The sequence below is a fragment of the Desmonostoc vinosum genome (genome assembly GCF_059505385.1).
Genome location: NZ_JCACKM010000043.1, coordinates 28,754 through 49,509, shown reverse-complemented (window position 1 = coordinate 49,509; position 20,756 = coordinate 28,754). Strand labels below are relative to the sequence as shown.

Genomic DNA, 20,756 nt, shown 5'->3' with positions numbered 1-20,756 from the left:
CCTCATCTCCCTCATCTCCCTCATCTCCCTCATCTCCCTCATCTCCCTCATCCCCGGTTGGTGAGCGGAGTCGAACCACATCCCCCTCACCGAAGTCGCTTAACCTTTGACACAAACAACTTGCTTGAGCGTTGCTACAACTTCCACAAGGTCAGATTGGTTGTTCATCACCTCATCTATCGGTTTATAAGCACCTGGAATCTCATCTAGTACACCTTCATCTTTGCGACACTCTACGCCCTTTGTTTGGGCAATTAAATCATCAAGAGTGTAAGTGTTTTTTGCCTTATTTCTAGACAGTAGCCGACCAGCACCATGACTGCAATTATGCACTAGAATTGGCGTGTAATATTCAGTAAAGACAATGTAATTATGATTGTCTTCTACAGTAAAGTTATAAACTGGTAAATATTTTTCACCCGCATCAACTTTAATTACTCGATTCATAGCCAAGCTATCATCAATAAATTGCCCCTGAAATTTGGCAACGTTTACCATTTTTCCTGCTTTGGCTAAAGAAGTGAGATCATCACACTTTAATTTACCTCCAGTCAGAGATTGAGCCAAAAGTAATTTATCAGCATAGAGCCTTTGTGGTGGTTCATCTATGATCAGGCGCTGGCAAATTGTGCGTAACTTATTTAAAGTTTCATTATCCCGGAACTCTACTACATAGTTATTCCGATTGCGGTAAACTTTGTAAGCCACGCCTAAAGACAATAGCGCAGTAATCAAGATGGTAAACATTGGTTTTTTGCTAATACTAATAGATACAGTATTTCTGTTATGTGTGCCATCACCATCTAAATATCCCGCGAGAAAATAAAGTGCCAAATATGGATTAGCTAGCAGAATATTAGATAAATTTGGAATAAGTTCCTTGACTTTTTCCACGAAGGATAAGTCACTCACAGTTATTTCAACTAGTCCCCAGCCAGTGATTGCTTTTCCTCTCAAATTAGCATTTCTGGGTTTTTGGGTTCTGAGCGAAACTTCATGAGTGTATGAATGCAAAAGTTTCTCTAAATATTTGACAAACTCTTGCTTAGATGGTTCTGAAGATTGGTAGATACGTACATAAGCATTTAAGTATTTACCCTCGCGTGGTCTACTATTTATTTCCGGTGCATTTTTTCGCTGTTTGAGATGAATTGTACCGTCTGCTAAAATCACGCCAAGTAAATAGTAGAAGTTTATATCTTGTTCTTCCCATGTTAAGTTAGAGCGAATATTAACATGAGTAGGTACAATTGCGCCCCCGGCGGCTAAAGCTATGTTGTCAATTGGCTCATATGTGAGTTTTCCTTGCTCATAAGTAGCAAAAGGATGATCGGGAGTACAAGTAATTGTGTTGTCTAATCTGCGTCTAGTTTGAGAAAATGAATACGTTTGTACTAAAGCAAGGCGATCGCTTTGCTCTAAGATACTCTTGGCCTCAAATTTTTGCAGTTGTTGGTTGTAGGATATTAACTTAATCGGTTGCGATGAATTAAATACATCTTCAATATTCATCAACCCTAATTCTGTTAATACTTGAGTCCCCGCTGGAAAGCAAGAACAGAAGCTATGGGCATTACCTTTACCTTTAACAATGAAAGATTTTGCCCCCATTGAACCAGGGATAATTCCATAATCTTCAGTCTGTGCGCGTACTGCACCCTTACGAGTAACGTACACATCTTCATCAAAATGCACTTCTTTTTCGGCGTAATTGTGATGACAATTTACCTCTAAAAGGGGTTTGATTGCCTTGCCGCCAGCTAGATGTTTTTCAACAATGCGCTTGAAACGCGCCATCATCACATCGCGGTTGACACGCGCGTAGTCTTGCGCCCACTGCAAATCATTCCAGTATGCACGGAATTCTGGCGTCCCAGCCACAAAGTATGATAAATCAGGGTCAGGTAAGTGATTACCTGCCAGCTTGAGTAATTCTTTGGCTGTGTGAATATGGCATTGAGCTAAGTTATTGCCGATGTTGCGCGAACCAGAATGCAACATTAGCCAAACTTGGTTTTCTGTATCGAGGCACACTTCTAAAAAATGATTTCCACCACCGAGAGAACCCATTTGTCTCATTGCTTTGCCTTGCAAATCTTGCACTCCTGGATGCAAGTCTTTGAAGTCACGCCACCTTTGCCAATTAGTAACAGTTTTTTCTACATCTTTGTTTTCGCTGAACCCAGTAGGAATTGCTGCTTCAATATCCAAGCGGATTTTCTTGAGTTTGCCTTCCAATTTTTCAGCAGTAAATGGTGTTTTGATGGCACTCATCCCGCAATTATGAACAAACACCCCAGCTGTAAGCGCAAAGTTATGGTGTTCCGGTACTGTGAGACAGTAAACATCCTCGGTGTAATTTAGAGAAATTACTGCGGCAACTTTGTGATTGCATTGATGTTCTTTTGTAGGATGGTTATGGAGTCCGATAGGAGTTTTAACTTCCATTGCACAAATTTCGCAAGTATAGTTGCGATTAGCAATTTCCTGAGATTTTGCTCTCCCTTTTTCACTCGTGTTGTATTTAACTAGATATTGCTTACCCCGACGACCATTATCTGTAACTGCATTTTTAAAATGTTCTGGCTGCTGCTGCATATACTGGAGGATGTTTTTAGTTCCTCGCTCTGCATAGGTTCTCTGTCCCTCAAATTTGGTAATCTTGCCAAGCAACCCAGATTTGGCAATAATCCAGTGTGCTTTTTGCCATTTGCTAGAGTACGGCTGAGCAATCAGGGTATAGCCATCTTTGTCAGTTTGGGAGTAAAAGGGCATTAAGGAAGTTCCCGCTTGCAGTGACTGAGCTTCTCTATAAGTTCCATCCCGAAGCATAAATTGATGTTCGGGGGTACAGATAATTTCTTCTGCGTTATCTAAAATCACTTTTACAAGTGGGGCATTCCGTCTAGTTAACTTGGCTGTTGCCTTGGCTGCAACGATTCTTCCTGTTGGTGAACAAGCGTAGACTATAAACTCTTTGCCCCAATCCACTAGGTCTTGAATGCGGTAAGATTGACCATCTACCAGAGGAATTAAAGTATCTCCCACAAAGCAACCAATATCAACACCGACAGCAGCAGGTATAATTGCTTCTTTCGTAGCAATTACTGAACCAACTAAAGCACCTTTACCTAAATGTACATCTGGCATCAAAGCTACATGCTTAAACACAAATGGTAGCGATGCTACATTCTTCACCATCTTGATTTCTTCTGAACCCAAAGGGTGATTCGCCCAAGAAAGGACGGGGGCTGGCGTGGTAATTTCTAACTTTTCGTAGGGCATATTTTTACTTGTTTGAATTTTTTAGGCGAAATTTGAAATTAAAAGCCTAGTCAAGAAATTTCAATGTAGGGTGTGTTGTCGCGTAGCGCCGCACCGTCAACAATTTGAAGGCGTAATACACTCTACGAACTACGGATAATTTATATTTTTTCATATATGTACATTGAATTTTTCTCACTGACTTACTTAATTAAAAGCCTAGTTTTACTCTTTTATATAAGTTAAATTTGGCATGATAGTTTTTCAGCAATATATTTATACTACAACTATATTACACAATAATTCGATTGCCAACCTGCCCGCCATCGGTAGAAAATGACTCTGGTAGAATTTGTAAGGAAAATAACCTAAATTTTAACTACTTCTATGGCTGTGCAACAAGATACCATCTGGGAGCGCTTTTTATCTCCTGTATTCCGTCTTTTGATTGATGAGGATAAATGGCGACGTTACGCTGATAGTATTGACTGGGAGAGAGAAAGCGATCGCTTCCGACAAGCCGATGTAACATTTCCCCAGTACTACAGTAGCCAAAATTTTCACGGTATCAAGGATGGATATCTCAACTATCGAGCTGCGGTTTCCTACGATCCGATTACTGAATATGTTCTACCACCCAACGAAACTTTGGTGCGTCAGGCTTTAATTGATGCCGTCAAGGTACAACCACGACGTATCCTAGATTTAGGCTGCGGTACAGGTTCCACTACGTTGATGTTAAAGCAGGCTTTCCCCCAAGCAGAAGTTATTGGTTTAGATTTATCTCCATATATGCTGGTGAGGGCTGAAGATAAAGCCAAAACCGCAGGTTTAGAAATAGTCTGGCAACATGGCAATGCTGAAAAAACAAGTTTCAGTGACGCTTGTTTCGATTTAGTCACAGCTGCTTTGCTATTCCATGAAACACCAAATGTAGTATGCCGGGAAATTCTGCGAGAAAGCTTTCGGTTACTAGTAGCTGGCGGACAAGTACTAACTTTAGATGGTAATCAAAAAACCCTGCGTCAGTTAGATTGGCTCAATAATATTTTTGAAGAACCATATATTCGTGAGTATGCTGATGGCAATATAGATGCAAGTATGGGGTCAGCAGGATTTGAAGCAGTTAGAACCTATGATGTTTGGTGGATACATCAACTAAGTAGCGGTATTAAACCGACGCCAGTCAATAATGCACAGCAGTATACTCGCACATCAATAGACACCACAATAGATAATAATGATTGGGGGGAGCTTGGCTCTCCAGCGTTTGGCATAATGGCATGAGTTTAAAGGTAGTTTTGTTCGATTTTAATGGTGTCATCATTAACGATGAACCAATCCACCTACAACTAATAGATGAGATCCTGATTGCAGAAAACCTCCAACCCCAAAGAGTTGATGAACGTCAAGCTTCTTTGGGACGAAGCGATCGCGCTTGTTTTGCTGCATTACTAAATAATCGCGGTAGAGTAGTTAATGAAAACTATTTGACTCAGCTGCTGTACCGCAAAGCCCAAGCTTATGTACAAGAACTAGAGAAGATAGAAAAACTACCTTTGTATCCAGGTTTAGAAGACTTAATATTTCAAGTGCGATCGCATCATCTCAAGCTAGGGTTAGTCAGTGGTGCGATTCGCCAAGAAATAGAATTGGTACTCCATCGCGCCAAGCTGGCTGAATATTTTAAAATTATCGTTGCAGGTGATGACATTACCACCAGTAAACCAGACCCTGATGGTTATCTGCTGGCAGTCGAACGCCTGAATAAGGAATATCCAGAGTTAAATCTGCAACCACAACAATGCTTAGCAATTGAAGATACACCAGCTGGTATCCAAGCAGCAAAACAAGCGCAGATGCAGGTAGTTGGTGTAGCAAACACTTACCCATTTCATATGCTTCAGCGCCGCTGTAACTGGACAGTTGATTACTTAAGTGATTTAGAACTAGAACGAGTACAAGAAGTCTATTCACGAACTTTGCCACAGCCATCTGTAAGTGAATGTTAGAATACTCTATGGTGAGAGGGCGTTAAGGGGAATTAGCTCAGCTGGTAGAGTGCTGCGATCGCACCGCAGAGGTCAGGGGTTCAAATCCCCTATTCTCCATTCACCTCAAATCCATATACAGCAACCATCTCATTCATTTTTAACAGAGAAATTAGGCGATCGCGTTTTAAGAATGAAATCATGGCGTTCGTTTATACACTATTCTTGAGAAATCGGGACATCTTGCTTGAGTTTATCGTCTCCAAACTTTAATCGTCTGATCCCTTCCTCAACTTAACTTCTCCCACGCATCTGGGACTTTTGCAAGAGGTCTAATCTCTGCTCTGACTACAGAAGCATCCTTATTGAATTTGGCTCTTTTGGCTCTACTTTACTACTTCATTAGCCGCGACCTACACCAGCGCCAGCAGGCGCAAGAGAAACTACAACAGAGCGAACAGCGTTTTCGCGCTACATTCGAGCAGGCTGCTATGGGTATCACTCATGTTGCCCTAGATGGCAAGTGGTTAAGCTAATCAGCATTTAAGCTGCTACAATGAGCGTGTTTATAACGGTTATTTGCTAACTCTATTAATCCTCAGTCTCGCCCTTCTTTACTTCCGCAATACTAGACCTGAATCCTTACAACTGATAATCCGGACAGACTACCAGTTTTTAGCTCAAAATATGAAAAGCCCTCTCTTATGAGGGCATTTTCATTTTACCGGACTCCAAACCCACTCAAAGCTAATTTGAAAGTATGCTGTTTTCTATAAAATTCTGTGCATTCTACTTCGGCTGAAGTCGCCACGCATACTTACCACCACTGTTGAAGTCATTCACACATACATATAACTTTCCATCATCTTGTGTTACTGTTGAACCAAGAGTGAACTTTCCCTGTTTGTAGTGACACCCTTCAAAGGGTGCTTCTGCTTTTAGCTCTGTGTTTAGTTCTGTCGTTAACTCAGGAGATTTCGCCATAGTTGGAGATGTTAGTCCCCAACTCAATAACGTGATTCCACCCAGAAAAAATGGTAAAAAAGTGCGCTTCAGCATATTAAAAACCTCTAAGTCCTAATTTTTTGCTTTTTTGTTGCTTGTAATCTATTGGTACTTCAACTTGAAGAACCATATGATGTAGTTTGTCTCAACGGAGTACTCGTTTTCCAGTTCAAAAGGTGTTCAGTTTCTGCTTACTTCTACCGATGTCGATTAACAAGATATTTATCGTCGTTAACAAATTGTTTGTCGGGAATAGTAAATTCAGCGATTTGAAGGTGAGTAGTACCGGCTGACTGGATTTAACACAATCAATGACGCAACTTTTTGAGTTGTGGATTAACAAATTGTTTGTCGCAGTAGATGTAAAGGACTCAGTGCTGCTAGGATTACGGTGACGCTGTTTGCGCCCACTTGAGTGCGATAGCTCTTTGAGACTGCGATCGCATTTAACTAGGTATCTTTTCTAGAAAACTGTCAAAAGCAATCTTATCAATTAAACCATTCTCTACAAGTATTCGGCGTAAAGTGACCAAATGCACAGCATAGACATATGCCTTTTTTTCATACCCTGGCAAAATTACTCACGCTCCAGATGATGGATACTGAAAAACATGATGTGAGCCAGCAGTAGGCAAGTTAGTAAAACCTAGCTTTAGTGCTTTTGAACGCGCTCAATACATGTGATCGCTCCAAATCTATCAACCAAAATGGCATCACGTTTATGATACATCTCATTATAAGGACTGTTGGAGCGTAAGGCGATCGCTCTGAATTATCGATCTTTAGTCAACTGCGCGATCGCCTGATAAATTGCTGACGTTTCAATTCCGTTACCAGAATTCATTTAATTTAAAATCTATAATGCTTGTATGCTTTATGCAACAAAGTTCAATTGCTTTGTAGTCACTCTATGATTTAGGAATTGCTGATTTTGTGATGTAATTAACATCATAATAATCAATTCTTAAAATCAGATCAGAAAAAATTTCGAGAGATATAATTGAGGAAGAAATCATCAAGCAGCACGTTAATTACATTACATATAAATAAATATTATTCCTCAGTGATTAACCAAGAGGTTCGTCAAACCTTTATAAACACTATGTTTCAACTTTTAAAGAATTTATATAACTCTACGTCTCTATTACTTTTTCAGTACTTACACTATACAGCTAAGTGATTTCAACTACTTAATTTTTGGGTTTATTTGTATAGGCTCAAATAGTAATAATAATAGTTAATAGAAATTACTTAGTAAGTTTACTGATGTTGATGTAGTGCAGTATGTGCAACAGTGTAATTATCGTTTTTGGAAAAACGTATGCACAGCAAAAATTTCACTGTTAGTATCGCAGTGGCTGCATTGTTGATTTGCGTTGTTATTCCTGATTTACGGGGTAGCTACCATTTGGTTTTACCACCAGTTCTCAATACTTTGGTTGTGTTACAAAGTAGCGAGAAGGATGAGAAGAGTAAAAATAGCAGACGACACCAGGAATAAAAGGTGTCGTCTTAATCAGTCAAATTAGAGTTTGATTTTGGTTCCTGCATAGCAGGAGCCTTTTTTAATGTAATAGCAGGTTTGTCTGATCACAACCGTACAACACTTAAATTGTAACTAGGCATCACAAAACTTAAATTGGCGTAATAATACAGCGTTCAGCTGGACTAATTTGCAAAACTTTTGGACGAAAAAACAAAACGTATAGTGATATTAGTCGGAGAGACAATAGCATTAATTTATCTCAAGCGAATTTTAAGATAATCAGTAGTGTTTTGTGGCTACTACTTCTGTTTTGGTCAAGTAATTTCATTATGCTGCTGACTCTCTCCTGGCCAAGTATTTTGTAGTTTTGCAGCAAGGAACTTAGTTTATATGACAGTTGAGAGTGCGGAATGTAGGTTCTAAGAAAGGACTCTGACGGCAACACGCTCCTTGAGTGGAACACTTTGAGGAAACCAACGTTCACCCATTGATCCGTATTGAGCATCTTTAAGTAGCTCTTTAGTATCTTTAGTTCCATTGATTCCAAGCCATTGAAATTTTTTCTCTGAAGCTAAAGCAAATTCATAAAATGCCTTTAACTCATGTTGCTCAAATCCAGAATATCCGATCAGCTCATCAAAAACGATTATCGAGCCTTTTGTGAGTCTTGCACCGAAATAGTCGAAGACAGTTTTAGTTGATGAATAAAGATCGCAGTCAATATGTAATAAGGATATATACTTCTGGTTTTTAGCAGCGATAAACTGAGGAATAGTATCTTCAAAAATACCTATTATAAGAGTAGCATTGCTTTTAACCTGGGGTAATTTTAGTTGCTTAAAAGCTCCTTTAGGGAATTCAGGACGCCAATCGAATGGTAATCCTTCAAAACTGTCAAACCCGTAAACAGTTCCTTGTAACCGATACTCGCAGATTAGATTGAGAGTGTGTCCACTACCAACACCAAACTCTAACCAAAGACCATCTTGATTAACAAGTTTCTCCCTCAAAACATATTGGAGAGGTGAGATTGGCAACTGCATTCCTGACAGAATGCAACAGCTATCTTCCACAAATTTGTTGAAGTCCTGGTGAAAATTAATAATGTTCTCCATCGTTTCTGATTTTTTAGTAACTTACAGTGTATTGCAGATTTATGACTGCGGAGTGCAAAATGATTTAGTAAGGGAGAATTTCAAAGACTCAAATTCAGCCAAAAAAGTTTTTCAGCCTGTGACAAGCTAAATTCAAAGTAGCCTATTATGCACAAAGCAGTTATTAAGAAGATAAAGACAAAGCGTTTCATATTTTTCTCAAAATAATATTTTCTGACAAATTCAGGTTTTACTAATCTCCTTATGGAAATTTAACACTAACCTCTGAATGAATCACTCAGATTCATTCGGAGGTTAGTTGACAGATTTTAGCTTTTTTAGTTTGCGCTTTAGTATTAAGCTGCCACTGAAAATGGCAAAGACTACTGTACTGGCAATTGAAGAAGGTTCGGGGACAAGTGTAATATTGCCAGGGCCTGTGATGGTATTGGTAAAAGAACCAAAACTTGTATTGCTATTATCAAATCCAGTAGTGACTAAAAAGTATTGATTATTGGCAGTTAAGCTCAAGTCACTAAAACTAGATGTACCTTCATCTGGAAAAGGATCATTTCCGTTCAGTAAATTAACTAAAGGGGCAGTTGGGTTAAAGCTGTTTTGGTACAAGAATTGGATGCCCAGGAAAGCTTGAGAACCTACAATATTATAGGAGCCTGTAGTATCAACAAAAAAAGGCTGGCTGTAATAAGGGACGGCAGTACCATTAGTAGAAAGTGATGTCGGTGGGTTAGTGCCACCTTCAAACCCTTCAGTTTCAGGACGGTTAAAAGTTGGTGCGTTTGTTGTGTCACCCGAATATGAAATAGTGAATGCCCTAGAGGGCAGGGTAACACTAAGAGATAGAGCGATCGCAGCAGAAGCAATTGAGATTGAACGTCCTAGCGATTTTTGCCAAAAATTAAATGAACGCTCACTCAAACTCTTAAGCTTGGCTGTTTGTGAAAACTTGGTAGAGTGATGAGATAGATTGTTTTCTCTGACGATGGATTCATTAAAAGCTTGTAACATAATAGTTGTTCCGGGTTATTTTTACAAAACTGAGTACTTTTGTCTTTTGTACTTTTATCTAGTTCCAGGGATGCGCGAGTAAAGCCTGTGAAGTAATACCTAAGCCAATTATGGTGATACATAAGGCACTTGCCACAGGTAACATTTTTATCCTGGGAACTTGAAATGGTAAATTTTCAAACCGATCCTTGGCGTAAACTAGCATCAACCCAATTCCAGTTAGTACCGCTGCTAGACCTAAGCTAAAGGCAGATACCAACGCTAGCCCAAAACCTACTCGTCCCAACGCGATCGCACTTAGCAACACTACTAAGGCTGAAGGACAAGGTAACAAGCCGCCGGAAATTCCCAATGCTAGTAGGCTAGACCACTTCATGGAACTTATATCGCCGTGAGGCGGTAGATGCGAATGCTCATGGTGTACATGGTTGTGGTGATGGTGAAGCGGTAGCGAGTTATCGAGCGTCTGGTGATGATGCAAGTCATGGTGATGTGAATGAGAGACCTGAGTCCCTTGCAATCGACTGATAAATAAATTCAAACCAATTACAGTTACCAGTAAACCAGAGAGTACGCTTAACCAAGGGTACAATTGCTCTGTCAAGATAAACTGCGATGTGCCAAGAGTGACCAGTCCTAGAGCAAATATACCAGCAGTATGGGTAATCGTCATAATCAGACCCAGGAATAGGGCATGTTGGGCATTACTGCGGGAACCCACCAAATAAGCACCAACTATCGTTTTCCCATGACCGGGGGACAGGGCGTGTAAACCACCCCATAAAAAGGCGATCGCTAGAGCTATTAGAATAGTCAGGAAATTATGATTTTCCTGGGTAATTAGGCTAGTGAAGACATCATTGCTTCTTCCTGTCAAAGCATTATCTAAACGGCTGGATGATTTAACAGACCGTGGAGGCGCTTGTTCACTCGATGTTAAAGACGGATTGAGTTTCAAGGAAATTCGACGCTGATCAAGAGGACTGCTAAGTAACTCAGTAGGGTAATCTCTCAAGCGGTTGGTGATACTCAAAGAGGTGAAATCACCTTGAATAGGAACGCCATTTGCAGCTACAGTCATCTCACGCCAACCCAAGCGCTGTGGATAAAACCGATCTTCAAACTCGATTAACTGATTCGCGCCGACTAACTCCGTTGGCCCTTGAAAATTACAACTCAGCCGCAGTGTAGATAATCCTCCGACACCTGGAGGAAATTCGACTGTTGATTTGCTCAAAGACAGTGCTAAAGGCTGTTTATTAATAAACAGTTCCAGATGTGAATTGACTTCCTGGCATTTTTGGTCAGGGTATTGAACCGTTTCTACAGGTTCAGCTTTGCGATCGCGATTGATATCTAAGTGATTAATTTCCTGAAAAGCAGGAATCTCTGCCATGTCTAGAACATAATCAATTCCCACGCCATCCGGTGCTATCTGCACTTGTGCGTAGTGGTTGATGGTGAAATTGCCTAAAGGATGGGCATCCGCCCTCGGCATCCAAAATAAACAGACTGCGATAATTGCAGTACTCCAAGCCAAGTAATGCAGCAACTTTTTCATAAAGAACTCTCCATAACGTTAGGAGTGGGAACTAAGTGAGCTAAGACTTGACGAGCTTCATCAGCATACTTGTGATGAAATTGAGGATTGAGGCTAAGAGCTTGAGTTAGTCGCTTGATTGCTTCCTCACGCTTACCTAAGTGAAACGCAATCATGCCAGCATGAAATTGCAGCAAAGCATCCTCTGTTCCGAAGCGAGTTGCCCGTTGTGCTGCCCTTTGCGCTTCTTGCCATTGCCCATTAGCCGCAGCTGCCCAAGCCAACGTATCCTCTGCATAAACATCGTCTCGCACTGCTACTTCACCACGGGCAATCTGTAGAGCTTCTGTTAAATTAATTCCGTGTTCAATGTAGTAGACCGCTAAAGCGCGATCGTAGATTCCTTTAACCTTGCTCATATAAGCGACTACCCCGATTAAATCTTCAGTTTCAGCTGCGCCTTTTTGGTCTCCCAGAGCTAGTTGAGCATCAGTCTTATACGAGAGCGTTTCTACCAACGGCATCAGTTCTATACCCTGGTTTGCGATATTTAGAACATCCTGCCAGCGATGCTGTGCCGTATAGAGGCGGGCCAGTCCTGTAAATGCAGCTATATGCCGTGGGAAGAGGTCAAGTGCTTCCCGATATCGCTGCTCAGACAGGGCAAAATCGCCAGCAGCAAAAGCAAGATCCCCAGCCCGCACATGAAACCAAGCACGAGTTTCTGCGCTCGTCGTGTAGAAAGAGTCCATCTCCTGCATAGCCTCATCTAGCAGTTGTCGCGCTGAGGCTAGATTGCCAGTTAACTCTAAGTAACGGGCGACAACTGCGTTATGCCCAGAGTTCGATTCTTCCTGTGCAAGGTTCTGCAAGAGTTGATGAGTTGCTTCATAGTCACCCAACTCCATCTGAATCGATGCCCTCAGCGATACAATATTGGGATTATCAACAGATGAATTATTTAACACATCTAAAGCTTCCCGAAACTGATGCTGAGATAGTAAAGCTGATGCTAAGAGCATGGAAGAAACTTGATTATGACGCGGCTGTAGTGCCAGGGATTTGCGTGCCGCTTGTTCTGCTCGCAACACATCGTCTATGTCTCCAATTTCTCGAAAGCGCCGCAAATACTGATCGGCTAACAAACGTAAAAATATTGAGGAACTGGGAGATTGGGCCACTTTCTCCTCATAGACGCGGATAATATGCGATCGCTGTAAATAATCGGGGAAGACTAAATCTGACTGCTTAACTGGTAATATCTGCCTAGAATTAACACTCAGCAGTTGTACAGCAGAGGAATATGTGCCTAACTTCCCATTGGTGTAGCCTAAACTTAGCGCCTGTGTATCACAGGGTCTAAATAAAACCAGTAGGCTAGTCAGCACTAACACCCATAGTATTCGTAGATGCATAAACCTTACAAAGGATTGCCTAAATAAGGGAAGGTCGGAAGAAAGTTGGCATTATTAGGCCCAACATTATCGCTAGTCAGCCCCGGAATTTTACCTGTGGAAATGCCTGTAACTGCATCACCAAAGACAACAGATGCTGTGACATCGATTACGTCATCTTTTGGTCTTCTACCACCAAAATTTTTGCCTAATTGAGTACCAAAATAACTACCGCTAGGTTTAGAAAGGTCAGCTTGAATCACATCAGGAATCGCCACTGAGATTACTGCATTGGCTATGCCTTCAGGTCTGCCGATCGCTTTTACAAAGGCTTGAATGAATTGGGATTGATGAAGAGCGTCTTTTGTTGGTGTTTGAAGATTACTATTATTATGAGCTTTAAAGTCCATAAAAAGTTCATTCAGGGCTGGAACTGCTAACCGCTCAATCTGAGCAAAATTCCTGTTTCTGAGTCTAGGAGTTTTAACACTAGTTGTCATCCAAGCACCAATCTTGCCATTACCAAGTAGTTTCCTGGGTAGCTCAACAATAATTGAGTGAACATTGAATGGGGCTAGGGTGTCTTGTGCTTCTTTGGGTGGTCTAAAGGAAAGAACTTGGAAGGGAGGACTGGGATTAGGCTGAAAATTATAATTACGATCCGGGATAATTTTGAAGAACTGTTCCAAATCGAAAAAGAACGGGTCTTTGCGTGTGCCAACAAAGAACTTCATGCCGTTATATGCGGAGAATGTTTGATTGAGTTGCCCTGTCCAACTGACTGGCAGCAAAGCTGACTTTGTTCCTACTTTGATTGGACGAGCCGGGCCGCGGACTGTCACAGTTTGCTGATCACCTGTGCCATTTACATTGAATTGGAGTACGACATCTTCAATACTGTCGCCAGTGTTATCAATCTTGAACTGATAAAGAACATTTGGATCGAATGGTCTTTTTTCACCAGAAACGATCAGAGGGTCGAAATCCATGACTAAGACAACATTTTTGGGGTCTGTGGGACTCTCAAACACAAACAAATCTGTGAGATCCGCAGCAGTTAGCTTAGTTGCCAGAAAAGTTGTGTCTTGGTGATCTGAAGCCAAAGCTTTAGGGGTTGCATAAATTAAGACTATGAGCAAAATAGCGACAAATGCCACTATAGAACGAAAAAAACGACTAGCTCCAGTTCCAGATAGCGATCGCTTCAGCGGGAAAAATAACATATTTTGAACTGCTTTATCTATGAGTGACCTGCTTTGGGTTGGGATTAAACAGGTGATACTCAGAGCATTTCTTTTCATAGTTGCCCTCCTTGAGGTGTTTAACCTCTAGTGTTGGTGTGAAAATAGCAAGTTGATTTGTATTTCAAAAAAACTGCGGCTATTACCAAAGCGCTTTACAGCTTATTTGCTCCCACTGCTCACTTTCCAGACCAAAACCTGCTCATTTCTTGCTCACTTTTCTAAATTTCCAGATTTAGGCAGACTTGGACTTAATGAGCGATCGCTTGGTAGACTGTGGATTCTAGCTCAAGGAAGGCGGATACCTCAAAGCCTTATTTAACTTGTAATATCCTGTCAAGCCTATCGTTAGCTTCCTTGGCAAGTTGAGCGCATCGCACACTAGCAGCCATTCCTCCGGCAGCGGTAACCGCACCTTCGTGGACTTTTTCTGTAAGCAGAAGCCCAGCGCCGACTAAGCCAATAACGGTGGACAAAGCAGTAGCAATAAGTGCAAGGTTAAAACTGAGGCGTGCTTGGCGAAGACGTTCTTGGGCAATGTTCATTTCTACTGAGTTGGAGTCGAGAAATTTAGGTGTCCGTTGCATAGTAGTTTCGGGTAACTAAATTTGTTACTTCTAGCATCACGCTAAATTCCGCAACTTTTGACTGCATAGAGGTTTATCTAAAATTATCTTGCGATTGCTTTAAGCTTGGCTTGTGATTGTGCAAATAATATAATCTATAGTTAAATGCTAGGCTAGATAGATATGAGCAAAAAGCGACTAACTATCAAAGCAACTTCTGAAGGTTTATTACTAGCCCAGAAAGCTTTAAAAAGATTGGGTGGCAAACAATTAAAGCTTGAAATGCAATTAAAAGGTTTAGTTGGTCGCAGCACTATCCAAAAATTTTTTCAAGGTCAGGAAATTCAAGTTGATAAATTTCAAGAAATTTGTAAAGCACTGACACTAGAGTCTAAGTGGGAAGCGATCGCGGGTTTGGGAGATTTACCTGAGTCGCTTGATGTGCCAAATAATCAACCACATCAGCTAGCTGATGTAGAGCAGGACAAAAATATTGATATCGATGCTTTAGTGCAAGAGGTACGCGAAAAGATAAAACTTTATCTTGAACAACGCTGCGGTACGATAAGAGTGCTAGATATGACCCAGCCGATTGGCTTAGATTGCATTTATACTAATGTCAATATTTTGAAGGAAATCACTCGCAGCGTGCGGCGGAAAATTGTTGAATTAGTTCAATATTTTAGCACAGAATCAGGTAATTTTGACCGCCTTGGGTTTAGTAAAATAGCTAAAGAACAAGAATCAGGACTCAAAATAGTACAAGAAAATAGCAAGCTAATAGTGTTGGGTAAACCAGGGGCAGGAAAAACCACATTTTTGAAGTATTTAGCTATTCACTGCATTTCTGGGAAGTTTCTAGCCAATAAAATTCCTATTTTTATTACACTGAAGGAGTTGGCTGAAACTCCAAACCAGTCAGATATAAAGGATGTAATTATTCAGCAGTTAAAAGATCACTTCATAACGAATACTCAAATTGATGAACTGTTAAGTTCTGGCAGCTTTTTGATTTTACTTGATGGATTGGATGAAGTTAGGGAAAAAGATAGTAACCGAGTCATCAGCCTGATTAAAAATTTTGCTAATGCACATTCTCCGAATCGGTTTGTCATCACCTGTCGAATTGCTGCACAAGAATATACCTTTGAGCAGTTTACTGAAGTTGAAGTTGCTGACTTTAGGCAAGACCAGATTACTGAATTTATCAATAAATGGTTTAAAGCGAAAAACGATTTGGTAAAAGGCGAGCGACTGATCAAGAAGTTAGAAGAAGAAAAGCCAATTCAGGAATTAGCAAATAACCCTCTGTTATTAACACTGTTATGTTTGGTGTTTGAAGAATCAGGTAAATTTGCATCAAATCGCTCAGAGCTTTATCAAGAAAGCGTAGATATATTACTTAAGAAATGGGATATAAAGCGAAATATTGAACGTGACCAAATATATAAAAACTTATCTTCGGATAAAAAGAAAAGTTTACTCAGCCAAATTGCTTTAGAAACCTTTGAACAAGGTTGCTATTTCTTCAAGCAAAAAGAGGTTGAAAAATACATTACTCAGTATATCGAAAACTTATTAGAGGCAAGCACCAATTATGAAGAATTGCAACTAGAAAGCGAAGTAGTACTTAAGTCAATCGAAGTTCAGCATGGTTTGTTAATAGAAAGAGCAAAAGAAATTTACTCGTTTTCACACCTGGCACTTCACGAGTATTTTACAGCAAGAAAGTTTGTCATAAGTGACGATCCAAACATATTGCAATCCTTAGCTAACCACATTACCGAAATTAGCTGGCGGGAAGTCTTTTTACTAACGGTGGGAATGTTGGATAGTGCAGATAAATTATTGCAGTTAATGAAACAGAAAATTGATGCGCTTCTATCAAAAGATGAAAAGTTACAGGACTATCTTAGTTGGGTTGATTCAAAATCCAGTTCTGTAAAAGCGCCCTATAAACCTGCTGCCGTGCGAGCATTTTACTTCACCCTCAACGAAGACCCGGCTCTCGCCCTGGCTCTCCCCCTCGACTTCGCTCTTGCCCGATCCCTCAAAATCCCCCTAGATCTCAATCTCGACCTCCCCCTCAACCAAGCCTTCAACCTTCCCCTCAACCAAGACCTCGCCCTCGACCTCGCCCTTGACTTCGCCCTCGCTCTCGCCCTCGACCCTAAACTCCTCCCTGCCCTCAACCTCCCCCTTAATCTCGCCCTTGACCAAGCCCACAATCCTGAGTTAAAGCGATCGCTCCAACAACTTAAAGACCAACTTCCTAATCAGGAAAACGCTCAAGCTTGGGTTGATCAACTCACAACCTTAATGATGAAGTATCGCAACATTGGTCATAACTGGAAATTCCACCCCTCCCAAACAAAATTGCTGGAGCAATACTACTACGCAAATCAGCTACTGGTTGATTGCCTAAATAGTGATGGTTACATAAGTCTCAAAGTCCGGCAGGATATTGAGAACACATTACTGTTGCCAGCCAATAAATTGAAAGCAACTTAGGCGACGGTCACGAACAACATCAACAAAATTTTCCAGAAAATCAGCGCACTACAAACGCTGCACTACAGAGCCTTGAGTCTATTTTGTTGCAATTGACCACAAGCAATCAAAGGGGTTTACGATCCCTCAGTAACGGCAATTGCTATATTTTATTAGCTATATTTAAATAAATGTAAAGATTAGTATACTTTTTTGTATTTATGAGTTCTACCTTTAGATATTGATGAAACCTACTATAGAGGGATGAAATAGGGAACGTTCCTGTTACCTGCAACGTCAATGTTCGCTGTTCAAACTGTAGCCAAGTCTCAACAAAGAACGAAAGCGCGAATTTTCTAACAGCGATTTTCAAATGAAGGCAGCAAACTCAATTTAAAAGAGTCAAAAAAAGTGATTTTGAGTCTTGAGTAGCAGTTTGCTGAAGTTTGAAAACCAAAGCACGCTACTAGCTCCTTCTAACTCTTGATTCCTGCAAATAATATTTCATCCTACCCACAGCCAGCCCCAAACTATAGGTTTTATTGCTCATGTTCAGCCTGTCAGTTCACAACTCTCAACAAAACCAGCAACTATCTGACGCTACTGACTGGAACGTTATTGAAACGGAGTTTGACCCCACGCAGCTACACCATAAAGAAACTGTCTTTACCCTTAGCAACGGTTTCTTAGGAACGCGGGGTACTTTTGAAGAAGGGTATCCCCAAGATTTTCCCGCCACACTCATTCATGGTGTTTATGACGATGTCACAATTGCTTACACTGAACTCGTCAACTGTCCTAGCTGGCTGCCATTGGTGATACAAGTGGCTGGGGAACGCTTTAGTATGGATACTGGCGAGATTCTCAACTACGAGCGGCGGCTTGATTTGCGTTTGGGTATAGTTAGCCGTGATGTGCGCTGGCGTTCTCCTGGAGGTCATACCCTCAATTTCCACTTTGAGCGTTTTGCTAGCTTAGCAGATCAACATGTTTTAGCAATCCGCTGTCAAATTACATCTTTAGATTATGAAGGTGATGTTACCGTCGAAGTTGGGTTAGAAGCCGAACCTCATACCCAAGGTGTACAGCATTGGCAAATCCTCAATCAAGGCGGTGCAAACAACACTATTTGGTTACACAGTCAAACTCTCCACTCAGCAATTCAACTTGGCATGGCAGCAAAGTTAGTGGTAGAGGATGATGATGCCTCTGTGGAAGTTGATCATACTTCTGGTTTTCCCAGCTTAGCTACTAGCTTTGAGTTATGCCCAGGAAAAACAGTGACTGTAGAAAAAATCGTCACACTGTTTACATCGCGGCAAACAGAAACTCCTAGCGCCGCCGCACTACAAAGGCTGGTAGACGAACCCCGCTATACCACTTTGCTAGCAGCGCACATCGCCGCATGGGAACAAGAATGGCAAGACAGTGACATTATTATAGAAGGCGATCGCCAAGCTCAGCTGAGTATCCGCTACAATCTCTTTCAATTACTGGCTGCTGCACCGCGTCACGACGAGCTAGTCAGCATCCCTCCCAAAACTCTCTCTGGTTTTGCTTATCGCGGCCATGTCTTTTGGGATACCGAAATTTTTATTCTGCCCTTCCTCACCCTCACTCAACCAGCCCTAGCACGTAACTTACTCACCTACCGCTACCACACCTTACCAGGAGCGCGGCGCAAAGCTCAAGAAGCGGGTTATCAAGGAGCGATGTACGCTTGGGAAAGTGCTTCTACAGGTGATGAAGTCACACCCAGGTGGGTACCAACTCCCAACGGTGAATTAGTGCGGATTTGGTGCGGTGACATTGAAGTGCATATTACTGCTGATGTCGCCTATGCCGTCTGGCACTACTGGCAAACCACCGATGACGATCAGTGGATGCGGGACTATGGCGCAGAAATTATCTTAGATACGGCTATTTTTTGGGAAAGTCGGGTTGAGTGGAACCAAGCACGTCACTGCTACGATATCCTCGATGTCATCGGCCCTGATGAAAATCACGATCGCGTCAATAATAATGCCTTCACCAATCTGATGGTGCAATGGCATTTACAATCAGCCTTGACACTGTGGGACTGGCTCAAACAAGCTTATCCCGAAGTTTCAGCACAATTGGTGCAAAAACTCAACATTACCGTAGAACGTCTGCACCGTTGGCTGGAAATCCAAGAGCGTTTATTTATCAATCAAGACGCGCAAACAGGCTTAATTGAACAATTTGAAGGCTTTTATCAGCTAGAACATGTCAATCTTGCCGATTACGAACCGCGCAGCAAATCTCTCCAAGGACTACTAGGAATCGAAGCCACCAGCCAAAAACAAATACTCAAGCAGCCAGATGTCTTGATGCTGCTTTACCTAATGCGCGATCGCTACGATTACAAAACCCTAGCCACCAACTGGGACTATTATAATCAACGTACTGATCACAGCTATGGCTCCTCACTCGGCCCAGCAATTCACGCCATTTTAGCTTGCGATCTCAATCAAGCACCCCAAGCCTATACACACTTTATACGGGCAGCATTGGTAGACTTGGAAGACGTAAGACGCAACGCTGCCGAAGGAATTCATGCTGCGAGTGCTGGCGGTGTGTGGCAAGCTGTAGTTTTCGGGTTTGGTGGTGTGCGAATGACACAATTTGGCCCAGTTGCCTGTGCCAATCTTCCCCCAAACTGGACGCGTTTAAAATTCCGCTTGCATTGGCGTAATGAGTGGTACGATTTTGACCTACAAGCCGAAAACAACACAACAAAAACACACCCCAAAATTAGTGGTGTCATCTTCGACCTAGATGGAGTATTAACCGATACATCAGAGTTTCATTATTTGGGTTGGCAGCGATTAGCAGATGAAGAAGGTATACCCTTTAGCCGCGAAGCCAACGAAGCGATGCGGGGATTACCTAGACGCGAATCACTATTACAAATTTTAGGCGATCGTCCCGCTACAGAAGCGCAAATTCAAGAAATGATGGAGCGGAAAAACCGTTACTACGTTGAACTAATGCAAACAATCACCAGTGCTGACTTACTACCAGGAGTCGCTAACTTATTACAAGAACTGCGAGCCGCCGGGATTAAAATAGCCTTAGGCTCATCTAGTAAAAACGCTCCCACAGTAATTGAACGCTTAGGCATTGCCGATCAACTAGACGCCATAGCCGACGGGAACAGCGTCTCTCAAGCCAAACCAGCCCCAGATGTCTTCTTATTTGCTGCCCAACAACTAGGCTTATCACCATCACAGTGCGTAGTCGTAGAAGACGCCACAGCGGGCATAGAAGCAGCCCACACTGCCGGCATGTGGAGTGTTGGACTTGGCCCCACAGAGCGAGTTGGTAAAGCAAATGTTGTCTTACCAAGTTTAGCTGGAGTACACTGGCAACATTTGCATCAGCAAATAGTCACCAGCGAAAAGCGATCGACACTTGTAGAAGCAGTGGCTTAAAAATCGACAACACAATCCTCAGATACCCAAACTTATAGAAAATTTGGGTATCTAAACTCTCATTACTCTCTGCGTCTCTGCGCGGCAGTCGCTACAACGGGGGGAACCCCGACGCGAGTTGTTCATGGGGGAAACCCCCAAGATCACACTCGCTCCGCAACGCGCTGCCTTGCCTCTGCGTGAGAAAATCACCCCCTAATA

The 20,756-nt window shown here is 41.8% G+C and carries 14 protein-coding genes and 1 tRNA gene; 7 read left to right on the top strand and 8 right to left on the bottom strand.

Translation table 11 applies throughout. The annotated features are described in order from the left end of the window. Nucleotides 1–99: 99 nt before the first annotated feature. Nucleotides 100–3,285, bottom strand: a complete 3,186-nt coding sequence (locus AC5JMF_RS07540; RefSeq protein ID WP_495795085.1) for an intein-containing RctB family protein — start codon at nt 3,283–3,285, stop codon at nt 100–102. A 366-nt stretch (nt 3,286–3,651) separates the two neighbouring features. On the opposite strand from AC5JMF_RS07540, the gene AC5JMF_RS07535 reads away from it, so the two are divergent. The 4 genes from AC5JMF_RS07535 to AC5JMF_RS07520 all read left to right on the top strand — a co-directional run bounded on the left by AC5JMF_RS07535 (nt 3,652) and on the right by AC5JMF_RS07520 (nt 5,791). Further along, the gene (locus AC5JMF_RS07535; protein WP_495795084.1) at nt 3,652–4,551 is read left to right on the top strand and encodes a class I SAM-dependent methyltransferase; all 900 of its coding nucleotides are present in this window, start codon (nt 3,652–3,654) and stop codon (nt 4,549–4,551) included. Then, a complete protein-coding gene (locus AC5JMF_RS07530; protein WP_495795083.1) occupies nt 4,548–5,276 on the top strand; it encodes an HAD family hydrolase in 729 nt (242 codons plus the stop codon). The genes AC5JMF_RS07535 and AC5JMF_RS07530 overlap by 4 nt, the downstream gene beginning before the upstream one ends. 26 nt (nt 5,277–5,302) lie before the next feature. After that, a tRNA-Ala gene (locus AC5JMF_RS07525) sits at nt 5,303–5,375 on the top strand. A gap of 245 nt (nt 5,376–5,620) precedes the next feature. Continuing rightward, complete coding sequence (locus AC5JMF_RS07520; protein WP_495795082.1) at nt 5,621–5,791, top strand: hypothetical protein; 171 nt, start codon at nt 5,621–5,623, stop codon at nt 5,789–5,791. A 253-nt stretch (nt 5,792–6,044) separates the two neighbouring features. Here AC5JMF_RS07520 and AC5JMF_RS07515 read toward each other — a convergent pair whose 3' ends face one another. Continuing rightward, nucleotides 6,045–6,314, bottom strand: coding sequence for a hypothetical protein (locus AC5JMF_RS07515; RefSeq protein WP_495795081.1), 270 nt, complete (start codon nt 6,312–6,314; stop codon nt 6,045–6,047). Between the two features lie 1,267 nt (nt 6,315–7,581). Between AC5JMF_RS07515 and AC5JMF_RS07510 the strand changes: the two genes are divergently transcribed. Next, nucleotides 7,582–7,761: a hypothetical protein gene (locus AC5JMF_RS07510; RefSeq protein WP_495795080.1), complete on the top strand. Its 180-nt coding sequence runs from the start codon at nt 7,582–7,584 to the stop codon at nt 7,759–7,761. A gap of 404 nt (nt 7,762–8,165) precedes the next feature. Here AC5JMF_RS07510 and AC5JMF_RS07505 read toward each other — a convergent pair whose 3' ends face one another. The 6 genes from AC5JMF_RS07505 to AC5JMF_RS07480 all read right to left on the bottom strand — a co-directional run bounded on the left by AC5JMF_RS07505 (nt 8,166) and on the right by AC5JMF_RS07480 (nt 14,631). Beyond that, entirely contained in the window at nt 8,166–8,861 is a 696-nt protein-coding gene (locus tag AC5JMF_RS07505) for a class I SAM-dependent methyltransferase (RefSeq protein WP_495795079.1), read from the bottom strand. 294 nt (nt 8,862–9,155) lie between these two features. Beyond that, nucleotides 9,156–9,869, bottom strand: coding sequence for a hypothetical protein (locus tag AC5JMF_RS07500; protein WP_495795078.1), 714 nt, complete (start codon nt 9,867–9,869; stop codon nt 9,156–9,158). Between the two features lie 58 nt (nt 9,870–9,927). Beyond that, on the bottom strand, nt 9,928–11,430 hold the full coding sequence (locus AC5JMF_RS07495; protein ID WP_495795077.1) for a nickel/cobalt transporter: 1,503 nt from the start codon (nt 11,428–11,430) through the stop codon (nt 9,928–9,930). Then, nucleotides 11,427–12,824: a tetratricopeptide repeat protein gene (locus AC5JMF_RS07490; protein WP_495795076.1), complete on the bottom strand. Its 1,398-nt coding sequence runs from the start codon at nt 12,822–12,824 to the stop codon at nt 11,427–11,429. Before AC5JMF_RS07490 ends, AC5JMF_RS07495 begins: the two co-directional genes overlap by 4 nt. Before the next feature lie 5 nt (nt 12,825–12,829). Beyond that, nucleotides 12,830–14,104: a DUF4331 domain-containing protein gene (locus AC5JMF_RS07485; RefSeq protein WP_495795075.1), complete on the bottom strand. Its 1,275-nt coding sequence runs from the start codon at nt 14,102–14,104 to the stop codon at nt 12,830–12,832. A 254-nt stretch (nt 14,105–14,358) separates the two neighbouring features. After that, nucleotides 14,359–14,631 (bottom strand): TRADD-N-associated membrane domain-containing protein, encoded by a 273-nt coding sequence (locus AC5JMF_RS07480; RefSeq protein WP_495795074.1) that lies wholly within the window; start codon nt 14,629–14,631, stop codon nt 14,359–14,361. Between the two features lie 162 nt (nt 14,632–14,793). Between AC5JMF_RS07480 and AC5JMF_RS07475 the strand changes: the two genes are divergently transcribed. Next, nucleotides 14,794–17,121: an NACHT domain-containing protein gene (locus AC5JMF_RS07475; RefSeq protein ID WP_495795073.1), complete on the top strand. Its 2,328-nt coding sequence runs from the start codon at nt 14,794–14,796 to the stop codon at nt 17,119–17,121. 527 nt (nt 17,122–17,648) lie between these two features. Further along, nucleotides 17,649–20,555, top strand: a complete 2,907-nt coding sequence (gene pgmB, locus AC5JMF_RS07470) for a beta-phosphoglucomutase (RefSeq protein ID WP_495795072.1) — start codon at nt 17,649–17,651, stop codon at nt 20,553–20,555. The last annotated feature ends 201 nt before the right edge of the window (nt 20,556–20,756 follow it).